Origin of the sequence: Govania unica, from assembly GCF_027920805.1 — a bacterium.
GTDB classification, from domain to species: Bacteria; Pseudomonadota; Alphaproteobacteria; order Sphingomonadales; family Govanellaceae; genus Govanella; species Govanella unica.
Genome location: NZ_JANWOI010000002.1, coordinates 184,629 through 201,645, shown reverse-complemented (window position 1 = coordinate 201,645; position 17,017 = coordinate 184,629). Strand labels below are relative to the sequence as shown.

At 59.3% G+C, this 17,017-nt stretch carries 14 protein-coding genes and 1 tRNA gene; 9 read left to right on the top strand and 6 right to left on the bottom strand.

Going from position 1 to position 17,017, the window contains the following annotated elements; all coding sequences use genetic code 11:
- Positions 1–16: 16 nt before the first annotated feature.
- Positions 17–1,165: a rod shape-determining protein RodA gene (gene rodA, locus NYP16_RS05830; protein ID WP_274943179.1), complete on the top strand. Its 1,149-nt coding sequence runs from the start codon at positions 17–19 to the stop codon at positions 1,163–1,165.
- 79 nt (positions 1,166–1,244) lie between these two features.
- A tRNA-Lys gene (locus tag NYP16_RS05825) sits at positions 1,245–1,320 on the top strand.
- Positions 1,321–1,524: 204 nt separating this feature from the next.
- On the opposite strand, the gene NYP16_RS05820 is transcribed toward NYP16_RS05825, so the two are convergent.
- Positions 1,525–1,920, bottom strand: a complete 396-nt coding sequence (locus NYP16_RS05820; protein WP_274943178.1) for a YybH family protein — start codon at positions 1,918–1,920, stop codon at positions 1,525–1,527.
- A 260-nt stretch (positions 1,921–2,180) separates the two neighbouring features.
- On the opposite strand from NYP16_RS05820, the gene NYP16_RS05815 reads away from it, so the two are divergent.
- A complete protein-coding gene (locus tag NYP16_RS05815) occupies positions 2,181–3,449 on the top strand; it encodes a Glu/Leu/Phe/Val family dehydrogenase (protein ID WP_274943177.1) in 1,269 nt (422 codons plus the stop codon).
- 244 nt (positions 3,450–3,693) lie between these two features.
- Here NYP16_RS05815 and NYP16_RS05810 read toward each other — a convergent pair whose 3' ends face one another.
- On the bottom strand, positions 3,694–4,674 hold the full coding sequence (locus NYP16_RS05810; RefSeq protein ID WP_274943176.1) for a threonine/serine dehydratase: 981 nt from the start codon (positions 4,672–4,674) through the stop codon (positions 3,694–3,696).
- A 145-nt stretch (positions 4,675–4,819) separates the two neighbouring features.
- Here NYP16_RS05810 and NYP16_RS05805 point away from each other — a divergent pair, with 145 nt between their 5' ends.
- Together NYP16_RS05805 and NYP16_RS05800 are read left to right on the top strand one after the other, a co-directional pair.
- On the top strand, positions 4,820–5,779 hold the full coding sequence (locus NYP16_RS05805) for a threonine ammonia-lyase (protein ID WP_274943175.1): 960 nt from the start codon (positions 4,820–4,822) through the stop codon (positions 5,777–5,779).
- Positions 5,780–5,880: 101 nt separating this feature from the next.
- Positions 5,881–6,279: an acyl-CoA thioesterase gene (locus tag NYP16_RS05800; RefSeq protein ID WP_274943174.1), complete on the top strand. Its 399-nt coding sequence runs from the start codon at positions 5,881–5,883 to the stop codon at positions 6,277–6,279.
- Here the strand turns inward: NYP16_RS05800 and NYP16_RS05795 are convergent.
- Positions 6,262–7,068 carry a sulfite exporter TauE/SafE family protein gene (locus tag NYP16_RS05795; RefSeq protein WP_274943173.1) on the bottom strand — a complete coding sequence of 269 codons (807 nt, stop codon included), beginning with the start codon at positions 7,066–7,068 and terminating at the stop codon, positions 6,262–6,264. The two genes, NYP16_RS05800 and NYP16_RS05795, sit on opposite strands and share 18 nt — an antisense overlap.
- A 24-nt stretch (positions 7,069–7,092) precedes the next feature.
- Complete coding sequence (gene chrA / locus NYP16_RS05790; protein WP_274943172.1) at positions 7,093–8,394, bottom strand: chromate efflux transporter; 1,302 nt, start codon at positions 8,392–8,394, stop codon at positions 7,093–7,095.
- Positions 8,395–8,559: 165 nt separating this feature from the next.
- Between chrA and NYP16_RS05785 the strand changes: the two genes are divergently transcribed.
- Positions 8,560–9,030, top strand: coding sequence for a PliI family lysozyme inhibitor of I-type lysozyme (locus tag NYP16_RS05785; protein WP_274943171.1), 471 nt, complete (start codon positions 8,560–8,562; stop codon positions 9,028–9,030).
- Between the two features lie 18 nt (positions 9,031–9,048).
- Here NYP16_RS05785 and NYP16_RS05780 read toward each other — a convergent pair whose 3' ends face one another.
- Positions 9,049–10,884 carry a M14 family metallopeptidase gene (locus NYP16_RS05780; RefSeq protein ID WP_274943170.1) on the bottom strand — a complete coding sequence of 612 codons (1,836 nt, stop codon included), beginning with the start codon at positions 10,882–10,884 and terminating at the stop codon, positions 9,049–9,051.
- 226 nt (positions 10,885–11,110) lie between these two features.
- Between NYP16_RS05780 and NYP16_RS05775 the strand changes: the two genes are divergently transcribed.
- The 3 genes from NYP16_RS05775 (at position 11,111) to NYP16_RS05765 (ending at position 15,303) form a co-directional block, all read left to right on the top strand.
- Positions 11,111–12,850 (top strand): peptide MFS transporter, encoded by a 1,740-nt coding sequence (locus NYP16_RS05775; RefSeq protein WP_274943169.1) that lies wholly within the window; start codon positions 11,111–11,113, stop codon positions 12,848–12,850.
- 148 nt (positions 12,851–12,998) lie between these two features.
- On the top strand, positions 12,999–14,810 hold the full coding sequence (locus NYP16_RS05770; RefSeq protein WP_274943168.1) for a DUF885 domain-containing protein: 1,812 nt from the start codon (positions 12,999–13,001) through the stop codon (positions 14,808–14,810).
- A gap of 19 nt (positions 14,811–14,829) precedes the next feature.
- On the top strand, positions 14,830–15,303 hold the full coding sequence (locus NYP16_RS05765; RefSeq protein ID WP_274943167.1) for a nuclear transport factor 2 family protein: 474 nt from the start codon (positions 14,830–14,832) through the stop codon (positions 15,301–15,303).
- On the opposite strand, the gene NYP16_RS05760 is transcribed toward NYP16_RS05765, so the two are convergent.
- Positions 15,295–16,905, bottom strand: a complete 1,611-nt coding sequence (locus tag NYP16_RS05760) for an amidase (RefSeq protein ID WP_274943166.1) — start codon at positions 16,903–16,905, stop codon at positions 15,295–15,297. The genes NYP16_RS05765 and NYP16_RS05760 overlap by 9 nt on opposite strands.
- Between the last annotated feature and the right edge of the window lie 112 nt (positions 16,906–17,017).

The window sequence follows — 17,017 nt, the reverse complement described above, 5'->3', positions numbered from 1 at the left end:
CTGAGGAAGCCGAACCATGCCGGACGTCGCGGTAGAACTCAAAGGTCAGGATCGGAGCTGGCACGCGAAAATTCGCGACCTCAACTGGATCATCATTGGCCTCATCACGGTCATTGCCACCTATGGCTTTGCCGTGCTGTTTTCTGTGGCGGGCGGCCATCTCGACCCCTGGGCGGACCGCCAGATCATGCGCTTTGTCATTGGCACCGTGATCATGATCGCCATCGCCATTGTCAACTTGCGCTATTGGATGGCCATCGCCTACCCGCTTTATTTCGTCACCCTGTTATTGCTGGTAGCGGTGGAAATCGCCGGTGAGATCGGCATGGGCGCGCAACGCTGGCTCGATATCGGTCCCATTCGGCTGCAACCGTCGGAAATCATGAAAATCGCTCTGGTGCTGGTGCTTGCCCGCTATTACCACGGCCTGACCACAAGCGACGCCGCCCGCGTCAAAAGCCTGTTCATTCCCCTCGCCCTCATCTTTGTGCCGGTGGCGCTGGTCATGAAACAGCCGGATCTTGGCACCGCTATGCTGCTCACGGCCACCGGGGCGGCGGTCATGTTCCTCGCCGGTGTGCGGATGTGGATTTTTCTGTCGGCCATCGGCAGTGCCGTTGCCTGCGTGCCCATTGCCTGGCGATTCCTGCGCGATTATCAGAAAGACCGGATTCTGACCTTCCTCGATCCCGAGCGCGACCCGCTTGGCTCCGGCTATCACATCATGCAATCGAAAATCGCCCTCGGCTCAGGCGGCACCTTTGGCAAGGGCTTCATGCTTGGCACCCAGGCCCAGTTGAACTTTCTGCCGGAAAAGCAGACCGACTTCATCTTCACCATGCTGTCCGAGGAACTCGGCCTAGTCGGGGCACTGGCGCTGCTCCTGCTGTATGTGGCCCTGATCGGCTATAGCATGCTGGCCGCGCTCAGCATCAAAAGCCACTTCGGCCGCCTGCTGGCGTCGGGCATCATTTTCACCTTTTTCCTGTATGTCTTTATCAACATGGCCATGGTCATGGGCCTTGTGCCCGTGGTTGGCGTGCCGCTGCCGCTCATATCCTACGGCGGTTCAGCCATGCTCACCTTGCTTGTGGGCTTTGGTCTGGTTCTCTCGGCCGTGCTGCACCGAAACACCATCATTCCGCGCGGCGGACCCTTTGCCTGAAAAAGACTTTATGAAATCCGACAGTTCCCTATCGACAGCATGTAAGAGGTTTGTTATACGGAGGCCCTCGCGATTGAGTGGGCGCATAGCTCAGCTGGTAGAGCAGCTGACTCTTAATCAGCGGGTCCAAGGTTCGAATCCTTGTGCGCCCACCAAAATCGCGAGAGATATCCCAATAGGTTAGTTGAGTGAATATTTCCCCTCCGGGGGGAACCTGTATAAGTCTGCCATAAACAGGCTACAGTCACCCTTTGCGACTGGTTCAGTTGAGATCCTGTGCACAGATATGTCGCCGGGATATGTTTGTCTCAGCATCGGGCACAAAGTCGAATCACTCTGTGCCCGCAGAACCCCTAAACTCAGATCAGCTTGCCGAAAGCGAAGAAATCAAGCTCGACCCGCCAACCGTCCGCAGCCTTGCGCCAGACGATGACATAGCGGCAATCCACCTTTGGCGCGCTGGCATCCTTCGGGGTGACGATGGCAATGCCGAGTTCATAGGCCCGTTCGCCCGAAACACGTACATCATGCTGTGTGAGGTCGCAGGCCGAGAAACCCTTCATCAGCTCCTCAAACAGCCCCGTAATGGCCGCGCGTGAGGTCAGAAGCGGCATGTCCGGAGCGGACATCTGCGGCTCATCCACATAGTAATCAGCAACCAGACCGGCGGCGTCCCCGGCCCGGAAGAAACTGGCGAAATTATCCGACCGGCGGCGGATTTCCCGGGTGACGGCTTCGAACGAAACGTCTGACATGATCAACGACTCCCTTTATGACAACGGCCCGACAGAATCTGTCTTAAGAGAACAGACTACCTGTGCAATTACAGTATGGCGAGCCGGCACAAATACCGCAAATCATCCAAAACGCTATTTCCCCCGTCCGAAATGACAGAGAAAGGTGGAGAATTGCCCTCCTTTTGGATTATGTTCTGCACGTCCCCTGAACGGCAGGTCTCCATCTGTCCTCGGAGAGGGCCAAAGAAACGTTAAAAAACGAACCAAGGGTGTAGAGAATGACATCAGGAAAATCCATGCTTCAGCAGGCGCTTGTGCGTCTGGATGAAGCAGCAAAACATCTGAATATCCATCACGACGTGCTGGAAAAGCTGCAATATCCACGGGAAACGACCCAAGTGCGCCTGATGGTGCGAATGGACGACGGCTCGCGCAAGTCCTTCATGGCCTGGCGCTGCCGTTACGACGATACCCGCGGCCCGACCAAGGGCGGCATCCGCTTCCATCCGGAAAGCTCGGCCGATGAGGTCGAAACCCTCGCCTTCTGGATGACCTTCAAATGCGCCGTGATGAATCTGCCCTATGGCGGCGGCAAGGGGGCTGTGCGCGTCAATTCGCATGAACTGTCGAAAGCCGAGCTTGAGCGGCTGTCGCGCAGCTATATCCAAGCTTTTGCCCGCATCATCGGTCCCGACCGCGATATCCCGGCACCCGACGTCTATACCAATTCCATGATCATGGGCTGGATGGCCGACGAATATTCATCAATCGTCGGTCAATCGACTCCGGCAGTCATCACCGGCAAGCCGATCGCGCTTGGCGGATCGCTCGGCCGGGACGATGCCACCGCGCGCGGCGGCTATTACCTTGTGCGCCATCTCGAACAGGAACTCGGCCTGAAGCGGGGCTCACGAGTCGCCATCCAGGGCTTTGGCAACGCTGGTCAGCATATCGCCCGTCTGCTTGACGATGATGGCTACAAAATCGTCGCCGTCTCGGATTCGCAGGGCGCCATCGCCAGCGACAGCGGTCTCGATGTGAATGCCCTCCTCAAAGCCAAAGAGCATGGTCGTTCGGTGACCACCCTTGCAGGCACCGGTGACGTGCGGGCGATCGACGCGAACGACGTGATCGCCGTCGATTGCGACCTGCTGGTGCCCGCCGCCATGGAGGATCTGATCCACAAGGACAACGCCCACGGCATCAAGGCCCGCATCGTGCTTGAACTCGCGAACGGTCCGATCACCCCTGAGGCTGACGAAATCCTGGCCGAAAAGAATGTCATCATTCTGCCGGATATCCTGGCCAATGCAGGTGGCGTCACGGTGTCCTATTTCGAATGGGTGCAGAACCGTCAGGGCTATTACTGGTCGGTCGAAGAGGTCCACAGCCGCCTCAAGACCATCATGGATGCCGAAGGCGCAGCCATCTGGAAACGGGCTCAGGAACAGAAGATCTCTGTCCGCAGTGCCGCCTATGTCCACGCCCTGGCCCGGCTCTCCAACGCCATAGAGGCCCATGGCACACAGCCATTCTTCACCATGTAATCCAAGAAAAAGGGGGCTCACAAGAGCCCCCTTTTCACATCACCCGTCGCGATCCAGAGACGCTCGCCGGAGAGTCTGGATTGCCGCGCTCCCTGTGGTCGCTCGCAATGACAATGAAAGAGATAGCCCCCACCGTCATCGCGAGGCGCTGAAAGCGCCGTGGCGATCCAGGCTGTCTGACCTGAGACAAAGAGACTGGATTGCCGCGCTCCCGTTGGTTCGCTCGCATAACGATTTGGGGCGGTTACATTCCGGCTAGGATGGCCGCGTAGAGACCGGGGTCGACGTTGCCGCCGGATAGAACCACCCCGATGGTGCGATCACGGGTTTCGACCCGCCCCGCGAGCACTGCGGCGAAGGCTGCGGCTCCCCCGGGCTCAAGCACAAGTTTCAAAGTCCCGAAGGCATAGCGCATGGCCGTGCGGACTTCGTCGTCGCTGACCGCGACGCCGCCTGCAATCACATGGCGATTGATGGGAAAGGTCACCGCCCCCGGCATGGGCGCCATGAGGGCATCACAGATCGATCCACCAAGCGCCGGATTGCGCAGCCGCTCCCCGGCCCGCAAGGAGCGCCCGGTGTCGTCGAAGCCCTGCGGCTCGGCCACATAGATCGATACATCCGGGTCGATCCCCTGAGCCGCCAGCGCCGTGCCTGCCGCAAGCCCGCCACCGCTGCAACAGACCAGGATGCTGTCAGGGCTCGCATTCTGTGCCGCCGCCTGCCGCATCAGTTCAAGCCCGGCTGTGCCCTGCCCGACGATCACATGGGGATCGTCATAAGGCGGTACGAACAGACTGCCACGTTCAGCGGCGATGCGACCGGCGATCTCTTCACGGTTTTCGGTCAGGCGATCGAAGGTCACAACCTCGGCGCCGTACGCGCGGGTGTTGTCGATCTTGATGCGCGGCGCATCCGCCGGCATGACGATGACCGCCGGAATGCCAAGGATCGCCGCCGCCGCCGCGACCCCTTGGGCATGATTGCCCGATGAACAGGCGACCACGCCCGCCGCGCGTTCGGCCGCTGTCATCAAGGCCAGACGATAATAAGCACCACGAAATTTGAACGAGCCGGTGCGCTGAAGATTTTCCGCCTTGAGCAGAATGCGGCCACCCATACGGGCGTTCAGCTCGGCGGATTCCACTAGCGGAGTTTCAATCACAACGTCCTTGATGATGTCGACGGCGGACTCGATATCAGAAAAGCTGGGCACGAAACTCATGACTGGTCCTTGTTTGATCCGGCTGGATTTCCGGACCCTATCCTGTCCCCCGACCGCTGTCGATGACGCTTTATTGTGATGCGGAGAGTGCTGATTATGTGCCATGCTAAGCCCCTGTTCCTTCGGCTTTCAGGAAAGATTATCCATGCTCTATCTGCCCTCCCTGCCCGAAATCGAAGCCGCCCGCGCGCGTCTCAACGGCCGTGTTCTGCGCACGCCGCTTGTGCCCTTTTATGGCGACAGCGGGGGGCAGCGCATTTACCTCAAATTGGAATGCCTGCAACCGTTCGGCTCGTTCAAAATCCGCGCCGGATTGAATGCATTGCTATCGCTGTCGGCGGCGGATCTCGCGGAGGGCGTGCTCACCACCAGCGCCGGGAATTTTGGCCAGGGTGTCGCCTATGCGGCGCGTGAACTTGGGGTCGCCGCCACCGTGGTGGTGCCGGAAAACGCCGCTCGCAACAAGATCAACGCCATGGAGGCCCTCGGCGCGCGCATTCTCCCGATGCCGCTTGGCGATTGGTGGCATGTGCTGGCGACGCGGGAACTGCCGGGCCAGCGCGGCCATTTCGTCCATCCCGTGGCCGAACAGACGGTCCTGACCGGCAACGCCACCATCGGGCTTGAGATCGCCGAAGACTGCCCTGAGGCCGAAGTTGTGCTGGTGCCGTTCGGTGGTGGCGGGCTCGCGGTCGGCATCGCCTCGGCGCTGCGGCATGTTTTGCCCGCCGCCCGGGTCCTTGTAGCCGAATCCGAAGCCGCCGAGCCGGTGCGCGCCGCCTTCGCCGCCAACGAGCCGACCCGTGTGCCCCATCACCCAAGCTTCATCGACGGCATGGGCGCGGCCGCCGTGCTGCCCGAAATGTGGCCTCTTGTACGTGAGGTCATCAAGGGCAGCGTTACGAGTACGGTGGCCGGAGTTGCCGAGGCGATCCGGCTCCTCGCCGTCAAAAACCATGTCATGGCCGAGGGGGCTGGCGGCGGTGCGCTCGCCGCGGCACTCACCGGCAAGGTCGACGCCAAAGTGATCGTCTGCGTTGTGTCGGGCGGTAATATCGACCCTGAAAAATACGCACAGATCCTCGCCGGACAAGTCCCGGGCTGACGGGACAGCCATTCGCGAATGACGGACATGCAGAAACTGCTGAAGAACAAAGGAAAATCGTCTGTTAGGCTGATGCCGACAACGTTTCAAAAAGGTACAGTATGACCTCTTCATTTCCCGGAACCGGCCCGCAGCTCACGATCCGCACGATTCCGAAGCCTTCGGACATCAATTATAACGGGCATATTTTCGGCGGCTGGATTCTGTCGCAGATGGATATCGCGGGCGGTCTTGCCGCCCATCAGCGTGCTGGGGGCAGCGTCGCCACCGTCGCCATCGAAGGCATGAAATTCCACCATCCCGTGCTCGTGAACGACCTGTTCTCGGTCTATACCAATATCGTGAAAACCGGCCGCACCTCGCTGACCGTGCATGTGGAAGTCAAGGTCATGCGGAGCGGCCTCGTGGACGAAATTCTGGTTACCGAAGGCATGTTCGTATTCGTCCGCATCGACGAAAACGCGCGCCCGGTGCCGATTGCCTCAGCGCCCGCTCCATAACAGCAGGGCGACCACAATCAGAAAAACCCCAAAGATCACGGTCAATTTGCGGCGGCTTATGGCGTGGGCCACACGCACCCCGAAAGGCGCCGCAAATGCCGCGAGCGGTGCAAGAATGACGACGCTCAGCACATTGACGAAGCCAAGCGAATAGGGCAGCAAACCCGGCACCGTCCAACCCCCGGCCACATAACCAAGCATCGCCGGAAAAGCGACCACCAGCCCGATCAGGGAGGCCGTGCCCACCGCTCGGATCATCGGCACACTGTAAAGCGTCATGGCTGGAACCGACATGCTGGCCCCGCCGATCCCCATCAGGCTTGAGAAAAAGCCGACGATCACCGGGGCAATACCGCCCTTGATGCCGCCCGGCGGACGCAGGCCGATCACCGGATTGCGGGTCACAAAAATCATCTTGCAACCCATGAGAAACACCAGGGTCGCAAACAACAAACTCAATTCCCGGCTTTTCAGATGACCGGCAAGCACTGTGCCAATCACCGCCCCGCCCACAAGCCAAGGCCACCATAACCGGATCACACCCAGATCAACGCCATCGCGCCGGTAATGCCCGATGGTCGCGGTCAGGGCCGTCGGCACCATGGTCGCAAAGGATGTGGCGATGGCCATATGCATCAGATAATCATGTGCGGCCCCAAGCCTGCCGAATACGAAATACAACAGGGGCACCATGATGCCGCCGCCACCGACTCCAAGCAGCCCGGCGAGAAACCCCGTCAAAAGCCCCGCCGCCATCAGCGCGAGAATGAGGGACAGATATTCCGTCATGGGGCCATCCTGAAACAATCGCGCTCACAGCGCCTTCATCAAAATCCCGAGGCCGGCGCTCAGACCCAATACCGGCAAAATACCGAGGCGCAGATAAAAGACCGCCAACGCCGCCACCAGCGCCAGCATAAAAGCTTCGCCATCGAAACTCGCGACCTCCGGCAGACTGACAGCAACGCCACCGATCCTCACGCTGACCATATCCCGGAACAGCACATGTAGGGCAAACCACAGCGACAGATTGAGAATAACCCCACAGACCGCCGCCGTGATCGCTGTGAGCGCCGCATTAAGCCGACGATTGCCGCGAATGACCTCAATATAAGGCGCACCCAGAAAAATCCACAGGAAACAGGGCGCAAAGGTCATCCAGAGCACCACCAATGCACCAAAGGCCCCCATCACATAAGGATTGACCATGCCGCTGTCGCGAAAGGCGGCGAGAAAGCCCACGAACTCCAGCACCAGAATGAGCGGCCCAGGAGTCGTCTCGGCCAGCCCGAGACCGTCGAACATCTCGCCCGGGGCCAGCCAGCCGAACTGCTGAACCGCCTCCTGCGCCACATAGCTTAAGACCGCATAGGCCCCACCGAAGGTGACCACCGCCATCTGTGAGAAAAACAGCCCGATCTCGGTCAGCACATGCCCGCGCCCGAGCAAAAGCACAAGCAGCAAAAGCGGTAAAAGCCAGACCGTGCCCCAGATCAGCAGCACCCGCAAACTCTGCCCCGGACGTGGGCGGGTGTGATCCGGCAGCGGCTCCTCCTCATGGGGAGGTTGCTCAAATACCCGTGACGACGCCTGTGAAAACCCGATGAGGCCCGCCATCAGGATGACCAGTGGAAACGGCAGCCCGAACAGAAAAAGCGCCAGAAAAGACGCGCCAGCCAGTACATACAGCCAGCCATTGCGCAAGGCCCGGCGCGAAATGCGCAACAGTGCCTCGATCACTATGGCAAGCACCGCCGCCTTGATGCCGAAAAACAGCGCCGCCACCGGCGCAAGCGCATGGAACCCCGCATAAAGCGCCGCGAGCGCCTGCATCACAAGCGCCCCCGGCAGCACGAACAACAGCCCAGCCACCACACCGCCCAAGGTCCGATGCAACAACCAGCCCACATAAACCGCCAGCTGCTGCGCCTCCGGCCCCGGCAGCAACATGCAATAATTCAAAGCATGGAGAAACCGCGGCTCGCTGATCCAGCGCTTTTCCTCGACCAGAATGCGATGCATCAAAGCAATCTGCCCGGCCGGACCGCCAAAGCTCAAACAACCGATCCGCAACCAGACCAGCACCGCCTCACCAAACCCGGGGGCCAACGTCATCGACTAATGCTCCCTAGAACCGGCACAATCACCATAAGGCCAGCATAAATTTTTGATCGCCACATTACCGGAAACTCGCCCAAACTTCGTGCCTTCGCGTAGGATATATCAAGGCTGCGACATCCTGATGACATCGTAAGACCACACAGCAAGGAGAGGAAAGATATGCGTTCAAAACTGGGGTGGCCTGTGGTGGCGCTGGCCTGTGCTGTTTTCGGCCTCGGAAGCCCGGTGCTGGCCAAGGGCGGTGTGGCTATCACTTTGCCGGATAAACGAGTTGCGGTTCTGTCGCAAGGTGATCTGGAATCGGCGTCCATCGGAAGCTATTCCGTGGCTGTATTCAAGGACCGGAATTTGATGGATTTCGCAGCCGGGGCGATGTTCTCGCGCGACGGGTCGATCTTTCAGGACGACGGCAAGCCGCGGGTGAAATTTGCCGACATCACAGAGGATGGCCGTCCGGAGCTTATTGTCTATAAGCTCACGGCCGGGTCCGGGAATTATCTTGAAGTCGATGCCTTGCGGATCGACAAGAATGAGCTCCGCTTGCTGGCCCGCGTTCAGACCGACAGCAAGCATGATGCGATCGCCGCGTTGAAAGCCGCCTATAAACGCGCCGCGCGGGGCAAGCGCTGACCCCAGGGCCAGATCAGGTCAGTCCTCGCGCAGGATCGGATAAACGCGAAAATTCTGGTCGGCATAGGGTGTCTGGTCCAGGAACCAGACACGACGGGCCGCCGGATCCGCCGCAAAAGCGGGCTCCGCCCTCAGTTTTGCCTCGAAGGCGCTGCGCAGGCTCGGGCACGCGTCCAGCATGCGCTGGGCCAGAGGCTCGATCACATAGGGCTCGTTATAGGCGGCGCTTTCAAAGATGGAGAGCATGAAGCCCCACTGAAAGAAACTGTCCGGGGAGTCGACCTCCAACAGCACCATGGCCAGATCCCCCAATGGTTGATCGGTTGGCACCCGGTAGCTGCCGACGGAGATCTGGGCCGCACCAGTTTCCTGCCGGGTCTTGCCGGGAGTCACCCGCACATGGCCCTCAAGGACCTCCGATGACGAGGCCCCTATGATCCCCGCTTCACGCCGCCCGCCAACCACACCGGCTTCCGGCAGATGGGTCCTTGTGACAGCGCGGTCATGGGCCTCGGGCACGTCCTCGACGACGATGCCGTGATGGCGCAGCCGTTCGGCAATATCGCCGAGATGCGGCGGGATGTAATAAGCCTTTGGCCGGGTGGCACTTGCGGACGAAACGGTCATGGGGACGAGAGCCACCGGCGTCGCATCAAGCTCACCACTCCACTCAGGGATTTCTTCTCCGGAAATGGAGGAAAATTTCAGTTCGGATCTGATGCCCTTGAACGGCTGCATCTCGGGCGGCTGATCTGCGGCCACGGTCCAGCCGAGGGGCACGGAGGGCGAGCGCCGCTCCCGATCCTGTCTGACTGCCGCACGCAACTCCTCAATCTGATCCGCTGCCCCTCTGATCAGGGCCTCCAGCAGAACATACATGCCGAGCACGCGTTGCCGGAATGTCTTGAGCGAATGATTTTCCACCAGGATGGCGGGAAGATGCCGCAGGCTGGCATAGCCCGTGGTGAAGCGGGCGTTGGCGGTGAAATCGAACCGGCCATCTCTCATGTCACGGTCATTGGCCGCAAGGGTGAGCGGGCCTGGGACATGGCCCTCACGCTCAAGCTCAGCCGTGGCCTTAGCCACCAGATGGCTGTCGAGCCACTTTGAAATGGCCGGCGACCAGCCATGAGGTCCGGCCGTATGCCCGAAGGTCACATCATATTGGTAATCAGCCCCGTCGGTGACATGGGTATCGACATAAAGATCAGGCTGCCACTCATTGAGAACCGCAATCGCCGCCCGGGTTTCCGGGGCATCCATCTTGCCGAAGTCGCGGTTCAGATTGAGATTCTGGCCATTGGTGTGCCAGCCGACCTCGGCCGGGCCGCGCTGGTTCATGCGGTTATAGGGGCCAAATCGCGAAAACCCGTCCACATTGAGAACCGGAATGACCAACAAAACCGCGTGATCGAGAATGTCCTTCATGCGCGCATCCGCGAGATCGCGCAGGATCATCATCATGGCGTCCTTGCCGTCGATTTCCCCAGCATGAATGCCCGCCTGAATGAGGATCACCGCCTTGCCCGAAGCCCGCACGGCATCAACATCGAACCCGCAGCGGCTGGCGATCACCATGGGAATATCGCGCCGTGCCGCCGACTGTCCAATGGTCCGGATCGCCAGATAGTCGCGGTCATCCGCAAGCCGCCCGAGCCAGCCGAAGGTCTCGGCGAGATTGTCGGTTTCGGTAAATCCGCTGCGTTCCGCCTTGATGGCCCAGTCATGTCCGGCCTGGACGACGAAGCGCTCGCTTGCGCCGCTCCACTCCGCGATGGGCGGCAGGATGATCGCCGCCGTAGCACCATCCGCCGCCAGTGGAAAGGACTTGTGAGGTTGATCTGCGGTCGTCATCTTTGTCATCCTGTCACCCGGGCTGGTCGCCACACAGACACAAAGCGGCTGCTGGCAATAGCGATCATTTCCCCAAACAATAACTCACTCGACCCAATGCACAAGTCGCACCACATCAGAAATAGATTGCTTTCAACGCAACAATTTTTCTCCACGCAGTCGCGGTGCATTTCGCGCCAATCTTGATAATATTCGGGGCTTTCCCTGCCTCCATCTTGAGGCGCGTATGATCGGAGGTAGTATGCTTGATCAGGCTTCAGCGGACACACAAAGCGGCAAGACCTTCCTCGGACATCCGCGCGGTCTGATCATTTTGTTCCTGACCGAAATGTGGGAACGCTTTTCCTATTACGGCATGCGCGGTCTTTTGATCCTTTATCTGACTGAGCATTTTCTGTTCTCGGATAACCGCTCCACCCTGATCTACGGTGCCTATACATCGCTCGTTTATATCATGGCGGTGATCGGCGGATCCCTCGCCGATCAATATCTCGGGGCCCGCAAAGCCGTGACCTTCGGGGCCATCCTGCTGGTGTTCGGCCATGTGGGCATGACCTTCGAAGGCAGCGGCACCAAGCAGTTCATGACCTATCAGGGCCAGGAGTATCAACTTGCCGCGAGTGGCCGTGGCAGCGGTTCCGGGCAGGTTCTGATGTCCGGCGACAGGATATCCAAAATCGAGATCTCAGCTAGCGAGATCCGCATCCTGGACCCGCAGCAGGTCGACCTCCCCCCGGTCATCAAGCGGGCAGACACCCGGATGCACATGGTTGAGGAGCCAGTTTATCAATATATCATGTATCTCTCGCTGGCCCTGATCATCTCGGGCGTCGGCTTTCTCAAAGCCAATATCTCGACTTTGGTCGGCTCGCTTTATGGCATCGGTGACCGGCGGCGGGATTCCGGATTCACGATCTTCTATATGGGCATCAATATCGGTGCCTTTATGGCGTCGCTTCTCTGCGGCTATCTCGGCATCGTCTATGGCTGGAAATATGGCTTTGGGCTGGCCGGTATCGGCATGGCTCTGGGGCTTGTCATCTTCCTGCTGGGTCAGCCCCTGTTGCAGGGCCGGGCCGAGCCGCCGCACCCGGAAAAGCTCAAAGAACGCGTCTGGCTGTTTCTTGACCGGGAAATGCTGTGCTATCTCGGCGGGCTTGGGATGATTGCCGTCTCCATGCTGCTGGTTATCTATAATGGGGTCATCGGCAATGTTCTGCCGTGGATCGGCGGCGGCATGCTGCTGTTTCTGATCGGCTATGCGGTCATCGGGCTCGAAAAGCAGGAACGTGACCGCATGCTGGTGGCGGTTTATGTAATTCTGGCCCAGATCCCCTTCGTGGCACTTAATGAGCAGGCCGGATCGTCGCTCAACCTCTTTACCGATCGCCTGGTCGACCGCACAGTGGCGGGCTGGACCATCCCGGCCCCCATGTTCCAGTCGCTGAATTCAGGATTTATCTTCCTGTTTGCCCCGGTGCTGGCCTGGCTGTGGATCAAGCTTGGTAAAATCAATCGCGAACCGTCCATGCCGGTCAAGCTGTCGCTGAGCGTGATCGGAATCGGCCTTGGGTTCCTGACCTTGACGGCGGGCATGCGGCTGAGCGGTCCGGACGGACTGACCCCGGTGGTCTTCATCGTGCTGGTCTATTGGATCAGCACGATTGGCGAATTGCTGCTGGTTCCGGTCTCGCTCTCGGCCATGACCAAGCTCTCGCCCGTCAAGCTTGGCGGCATGATGATGGGGGCCTGGTTCCTTTATTCCGGCATGGCCACCTATGTAGCCGGCATGGTCGCGAGCACCACCGGTGCAGAAACCATCGGTGGTGACATTGTCGACATCGTCGCGGCCAAGGCAAATTACGCGGCGGTCTATAATCATGTGGCCCTGCTGGCGATTGCCATCGGCCTCGTCATGTTTGTGATTTCGCCATTCCTGAAGAAAATGATGCATGGCACGACCTGACTCGCGTTTGAATTGCCGCAGGCGCAACATGATTTGGCGTCCTGCGCATTAGAAAACCAGCGCCAAAAACTTTTATAGTCAAAGTGGCCCTGCGTCTGATGATGCAGGGCCACAAGTTTTTTGCATTCTGACTGTCGAGGGGACTGTGATGAAATCCCGTGTTCACGCTATTCTGCTGCCGATTATGTTGACGTCCTGCATCCTGCCAACAATCGGACATGCCAAAGAAAAGCCGCAGATCGCCACCACAGCCCCAAGCGCGCAACTTGAGCAGCTTTATAAAAATTACTGGCGGGACTGGCTGAAGCTCAATCCGCAGCAAGCCCTGGTGCAAGGCGTCACCGCCTCTGAAACAGAATTCGACAACTCGCTTGAGGAGCAATGGCTGACCGATATGGTCGCCATGCTGAGCCGCTATCAAGACGCGCTGTCCCGCATCTCCCCCGCACATCTGGATGAAACTGCGCGCATCAGTTATGACATGTTGCGCTACAAGATCGATCAGGATCTGGACCATTATAAAAATGGCACCTATGCCACCGAGCGCATGTTGCCGATCAATCAGTTCATGGGCCAGCACACCGCCTTCGCGCTCGATGCCGCAGGGGCCGGGTCCTACAACTTCAAAACGGTCGAGAATTACGATCATGCGCTGATGCGCGCCGACAGCTATGCCCGCTGGACGGTCGAGGCGATCAACCGCATGAAGGAAGGCATGGCCAAAGGCGTTGTGCTCCCCCGCGTCGTGGTCGAACGCCTGTTACCGCAGTTGCAGAATTATTTTGGCCGGCCGCCGGAGAAAACCGAATTCTGGCATCCCATCCTCGCCATGCCCGACAGTTTTTCAGCCACCGACCGCGCCCGCCTGACCAAAGCCTATGCCGCGAAAATCACCGAGGTCATCGAGCCGGCCTATGAAAATCTGCATAATTTCCTGCAGAACGACTATCTGCCCCATGCCTATGCGACTCCGGGGCTTGGCGCGCTGCCGGATGGCGCGGCGCTTTATGCTTATAAGGTGGCGTCCCATACCACCTCGGACCTGACGTCTGGCGACATTCACGCCCTCGGCCTTGCCGAAGTCGAACGCATCACGCAGGAGCTGGATAAAATCAGAACGGCAGTTCATTTCGACGGCAGCCTCAGTGAATTTCTGGCCCATGTCCGCAGCGACCCTGCCTTGCATTTCGACAGCCCGGCCGAAGTCCTGCCCGCCTATAACGCCGCCCTTGACCGCATCCTTCCGAAGCTGCCCACGCTGTTCGATGTCATGCCCAAAGCCAAACTGGAAATCCGGGCGCTGCCTCAATCCTCCCAGAACTATCAGGGCAATGGAAATTATCAGCAAGCCGCCGCCGATGGCTCACGCCCCGGCATTCTGTGGATGAACATCTATGCGCCGGGCATGCGGGATAAATTCATCGTCATGACCACCACGCTGCATGAGACCTATCCGGGGCATCATTTCCAGACGTCTTTGGCTGAAGACATCAAATCCCTGCCGTCCTTTCGCCGCCTCACTTTCTATAACGCTTACGGCGAAGGCTGGGCGCTTTACTGCGAATCTCTCGGCAAGGAAATGGGACTGTTTGACGACTCTTGGCAATATTACGGGCATCTGATGAATGAAATGCTGCGCGCCAATCGTCTGGTCATCGACACCGGCATTCACGCCATGGGTTGGAGCACGGAGGATGGCATCAAGTGGATGATGGACCATTCGTCCATGGATCACCCCCAGGCCGCGGCCGAGGTCGAACGCTATGTGGCTTATCCGGGCCAGGCGCTGTCCTATAAAATCGGCCAGCTGGATATCAGCCGCCTCCGGGCCAAAGCCCGGCAGGAGCTTGGCGCCAAATTTGATGTGCGGACATTCCACGACCAGATCCTGATGGGTGGCAGCATGCCGCTCACTATCCTCGATCAGAAACTCGATCGCTGGATCAAAAGCGTCAAATAACACCACACAAAGGGGACATATGATGAAATCAAAAGGTCTTTTGCTGGCCATCCTGATCGCCGCCAGCCTGTTTGCGAAACCGGTTCTGGCCGCAGATAACGCGAAGATCCTCACCGACATGTTTGCCTGGTGGAACAAGGCCTATGCCTCCGACAGCGGCTTCACGCAGCAGGATTTTGCCCGCTATTACACGCCGGATGCCGTGATCTACATGAATGGCGAAAAGCGCGCCAAGGGCCTGGCCGCGATCACCCGACATTTCCAGACCATGCGTGATGACGCCGAAAAAGTGATCGTCTGGCTGCCGTTCCAGGAAAGCTTTGTGTCCGGCGATCGGGTCTTCACCTATCACATGATCACGGCCGTCGCGAAGGGGGAGCAATCCTGCTGGCATGTCATGGGCTATGCCGTCATCAAAGGTCAGCGGGTGTCCGAACTTAACTTCGTCAGCATAAGCGACGAACAACAAAGCGCCTGCCCCGCCTTAAGCTGAAAGCAACAACGGCGGCAGGTGGTTCTGGACCCAGCCCGTGGCCTGCTCATAGGCATAGGCGAGCTGCATCACCGCCTGCTCGCCATGATTGCGGCCGACGATCTGCACGCCCATGGGCAGGCCCTGGGCGTTGAAGCCCACCGGCACATTGATCGCCGGACAGCCGGACATGGTGATTGGCAGGACAATTTCCATCCAGCGGTGATAGCTGTCCATGGCCCGGCCATTGATCGCTTTCGGCCAATGCAGCTTGGCATCGAACGGGAAAACCTGGGCCGTGGGCAGCAGCAGATAGTCATAGTGATCGAACAGCTTCAGCACCGCCCGGTACCAGTCCGAGCGCAGGGTCGAGGCTTTATAGACATCCTCCGCCGACAGGGCCAAACCACGCTCCACTTCCCATTGCGCTTCCGGTTTCAGTCTGGCCCGCTTGGCCGGGTCCTTGTAAAGCGCCCCAAGGCCGCCGCCGACCATCCAGTTGCGTAAGATCACCGTGGCCGTCCACAGCTGATCGAGCGAAAAATCCGTGTGCGCGTCTTCGATCACACAGCCGATGCTTTCGAAGGCTTTGAACGAGGTTTTGCATAACTCCATGACCCCGGGCTCCATGGCCAGATAGCCCTTGAAATCCCCGAGCCAGCCGATCCGCGTCTGTTTGAAATCCCGCTTGAGCGGCTCCGTATAGAGCGCCGGGTCCTGTTCGATGGACAAGGGCGCGCGCGGGTCCGGGCCAGCCTGCACCGCGAGCAGCATGGCCAGATCGCTGACTGTCCGCGCCATGGGTCCAGCCACCCCAAGCTGTGACACGAACAATTCGCCCCCGCTATCCGGCACCCGGCCAAAGCTCGGCCGCATGCCAAAGACATTGTTATAGGCTGCGGGATTACGCAGGGAGCCTGCAAAATCACTGCCATCGGCCACCGGCACCATGCGCAACGCCAAAGCCACCGCCGCCCCGCCCGAACTGCCACCGGCGGTTTTCGTCTGATCATAGGCATTGAGCGTGGTGCCATGAACCGTGTTATAGCTTTGGGAGCCAAGCCCGAATTCCGGCGTATTGGTTTTGCCGATGAAAATGCTACCGGCTTTGCGCATGCGGGCCACGAAAGCGCTGTCCTGGATGGCGATATTCTGCACAAACAGCGGCGAGCCCCAGGTGGTCCGCAGTCCCTTCACATCGGACAGATCCTTGACCGCCTGAGGGAAGCCATGCATCCAACCGCCATAGTCCCCGCGCGCAAGCTCCGCATCCCGCGTGTCCGCCTCGCGCAAAAGATCAGCCCGATCGCGCAGCATGATGATGGCATTGACCTTGGGGTTGAACCGCTCGATATGATCGAGATAGGCGGTCATCACCTCCCGGCAGGACAGGATTTTGCTGCGAATGGACCGGGACAGCTCCAGGCCATCCATCATGACGATATCGCTCACGGTGACCCTTTCCCTGTTTTGCGCCGCAACAGCTGCAAACCCCTGCGAGCCGATCAAACCCGCAGCGGCGGCAAGACCGCAAAACTTGCGACGATCCATAGAATGGCTGAGCTTACCCTCGATCCCGTCACCCGCGTAAGTGGCTGAAGTCTTGCCATCTTGCTTTGGCATGCCCGCCCCCCCCCTTGATGATTCCAACACTCTCCGCAGCCCGTCGCGAAAATCATAACTTAAGCCCGGGCCCGCCGCAGCTCAGGCTTTTGCAAAATATGACATGGAGTAT